The 2,917-nt window shown below is 49.7% G+C and carries 3 protein-coding genes; all 3 read left to right on the top strand.

Annotated features, from left to right (window positions below; translation table 11 throughout):
- Positions 1-434: 434 nt before the first annotated feature.
- On the top strand, positions 435-977 hold the full coding sequence (locus L5656_RS11110; RefSeq protein ID WP_297202937.1) for a helix-turn-helix domain-containing protein: 543 nt from the start codon (positions 435-437) through the stop codon (positions 975-977).
- A gap of 96 nt (positions 978-1,073) precedes the next feature.
- Positions 1,074-1,973: a quinate 5-dehydrogenase gene (locus L5656_RS11105; RefSeq protein WP_297202936.1), complete on the top strand. Its 900-nt coding sequence runs from the start codon at positions 1,074-1,076 to the stop codon at positions 1,971-1,973.
- A gap of 184 nt (positions 1,974-2,157) precedes the next feature.
- The coding region (locus L5656_RS11100) for an NAD(P)H-binding protein (protein ID WP_297202934.1) at positions 2,158-2,917 on the top strand (760 nt) is incomplete at its 3' end.

Raw genomic sequence — 2,917 nt, 5'->3', positions numbered from 1 at the left:
CCGTATCCGTGAGGCTATAAACAAAGAAGGGAGCTTACCAGGGCTTATTCGGATTTTGGAGGAGTATAGGCGGTATTTAAGTGGATTAGCTTAAATTGCCATATCCAAAATCAATGGGAGGGCTATTAAGCTGGAAGACAGGATTTTTCTAGGTGTGTTCGGGAGCGAAGATAAGATAGGCTTCCATTTGTATCGTGAGAAGGTCAATTCAGTATCATTTCATTCCATATATTAGGGAGCGATCGGAGAGGGAACGGAGAGAAAGGGGAGATGGCCTGGCAGAGGCCGTTTAAGTATAATTTAACTTTTACCTACGGGTATGCTGGAAATATATGGACGTAATTTTGCACATAATTTAAGCCTATCGCGGGCTTGAGTTAGGAGGAAATTCCTGTTATAATTTACGTGCACAAATTTGTGCACGGAGGAAAAATATGGATCTTATCCGGGTGGGGGAAAAGCTTCTTGACCGGCGTAAGATATACTCTGCTATAGAACGCATACTTGATCTCAGGGTCCGGGGTTTTTCCCAGGAGGAGGTAGCCCAGAAGGTCGGGGTAGACCGCAGTTTTATCTCCCGCCTGGAAAAATTAGGGGAAGTCCGCCGCGGCTTGAGAATAGCGGTTGTCGGCTTTCCGGTGGCCAATAAAGAAGAATTGCACCGGATGCTAGAAGAGGAAGGGGTAGAATACATCTTTCTTCTTACCGAGGCTGAACGCTGGGATTATGTCCGGAAGAAAAACGGGCTGGAGCTAATAAACGAGATCATGGAGATTATTGCCCGGTTGAGGGAATATGACGTGGTAGTCCTTCTCGGTTCTGACTACCGGATAAAACTCGGTGAGGCCTTGCTAGGCCGGGAAGTAATAGGGGTAGAGATCGGCACTTCCCCTATCCGGGAGGACCGGGTAGTGGATGTAGAGGGGTTGCGTGGCCTCATCCGCAAGTTAGCCGGCAGGGAAGGAGCGCTTCGCTAAAGTTTAAGGCGACTAACTTTAAGGGAAATGCAGGGATTAATTGGCTCCAGGCTATTTGGCTTAATTAAATGTTAAGGAAGTTAAGGGGAGAAAGAGATGTTAAAAAGGGTAGTAAGTATAAGCCTGGGCTCTTCGCAAAGGGATCACGTGGCCCGGGCCGAGTTTTTAGGTGTGCCTTTCGAGCTTTCGCGTATTGGAACCGACGGCGACATGGAGAAGATGATCTCCTTAATACGCGAGATGGACGGCAAGGTTGATGCCTTCGGTTTGGGCGGCATGGATCTATACCTGCGTGTCGGTTCCCGGAAGTATCTTTTGCGTGACGCGGCCCGGGTGGTGAGGGCAGCCCAGAAGACGCCCATTGTAGATGGCGGGGGACTTAAGGATACTTTAGAGCGCAGGATAATCGCTAAACTGGCTGCCCAGGGGTTCGATTTTCGAGGCAAAAAAGCCTTGGTAGTCTGCGCAGTGGACCGCTTCGGTTTGGCCGAGGCTTTAGCTGAAGCAGGTGCTCAGGTCACCTGCGGAGATTTAATCTTTGGATTGGGCTTACCCATCCCTTTACGTTCTTTGCCCACTTTTCGCAGGGTGGCTTATGTGGTGGCGCCGGTGGTCAGGCTTTTGCCCTTTAAAATGCTCTACCCCACGGGTAAAGAGCAGGAAAAAGTTGAGCCCCGGTATACCCGTTTTTATGACGAAGCTGAAATCATAGCCGGAGATTTTCATTTTATACGCCGGTTTATGCCGGAAAGGCTTACGGGAAAAATTATCATTACCAATACGGTAACACCTAAAGATATAGAAGAATTAAGGAAGCGTGAGATCAAAACCTTGATTACCACTACCCCGGAATTTCAGGGCCGCTCCTTTGGTACTAATGTTTTAGAGGGTGTTATTGTCGTATTAAGCGGTAAACGCCCGGAAGAACTTACCCGAGAAGATTACAACACCCTCCTTGACCGTCTAGGCTTTGAACCGCGGATACTGAACTTTTAAGGAGTATCCATAAAAGGTCTGGATTTAAGTAATCGGCATGGTAAAGCTTGCAGGCTTAATCACATCACTTACTTATGGTTATTGCTTATGGCTTTTCCCCCCTTCAGGCACCTCAAAACATACAAATGCTGGCTGTTGATTTATGCTAGAAGCAAAAGAGACCCGCATAAGGAGGGCTTAAAAATTGCACAAGTTCGCCTTCATTATCCACCCCTTGGATGTGAGGGATGTGGCCCGTAAGTTCCCCATAGCTTCTCGATTACCTTCACGCCTGGTGGAGAAGCTCCTATTGTGGATGCCGCCCATTAAAACGTCTTATATCACGGGCATACGCTCAGAGCACGCCAGTACCGAAGGCTGGTTCATTTCCTGCCCTCTTACCAGCCGGCAGATGGTCACCCTTCCTGAAAGCTTTGTCCTTAAGCGTATCATCCAGGCCGGTCGCCTGGCGGAAAAATTGGGAGCCGAGATTGTAGGTTTAGGCGCCATGACTTCGGTGGTGGGAGATGCCGGAATAACCATAGCCAAGCATTTAAATATCCCTGTAACGACAGGTAATAGCTATACAGTGGCTACCGCCTTGGAGGGGACCCGGAAGGCAGCAGAACTTATGGGAATCAATATAGAGGCCGCTCCTGTGGTGGTAATTGGGGCTACTGGCGCCATCGGCTCTGTTTGCGCGCGGATCCTGGCCCGGGAGTGCCGCAACTTAACCTTGGTAGCCAGAGATAAGGAGAAGCTAGAAAGCTTGCGTCGGCGTATTTTAGAGGATACCGGAAATGATGTGCGAGTGACCACGGACCTAAAAGGGGCCCTTAAAGGGGCAGAGGTCATCCTTACGGTAAGCTCGGCGGTCGAAGCTATCATTGAACCCGAATATTTAAAGCCTGGCGCGGTGGTCTGCGATGTAGCCCGGCCGCGGGATGTGTCCCGGCGGGTGGCGG

It is taken from the genome of Thermanaeromonas sp., assembly GCF_021890735.1.
Lineage (GTDB): Bacteria > Bacillota > DSM-521 > Neomoorellales > Neomoorellaceae > Thermanaeromonas.
This window is presented reverse-complemented; position numbering and strand designations above follow the sequence as displayed.

Bases quoted from the DNA above. Each gene is read 5' to 3' on its own strand.
- L5656_RS11110 (WP_297202937.1), top strand. From the start codon at position 435: ATGGATCTTATCCGGGTGGGGGAAAAGCTTCTTGACCGGCGTAAGATA.
- L5656_RS11105 (WP_297202936.1), top strand. From the start codon at position 1,074: ATGTTAAAAAGGGTAGTAAGTATAAGCCTGGGCTCTTCGCAAAGGGAT.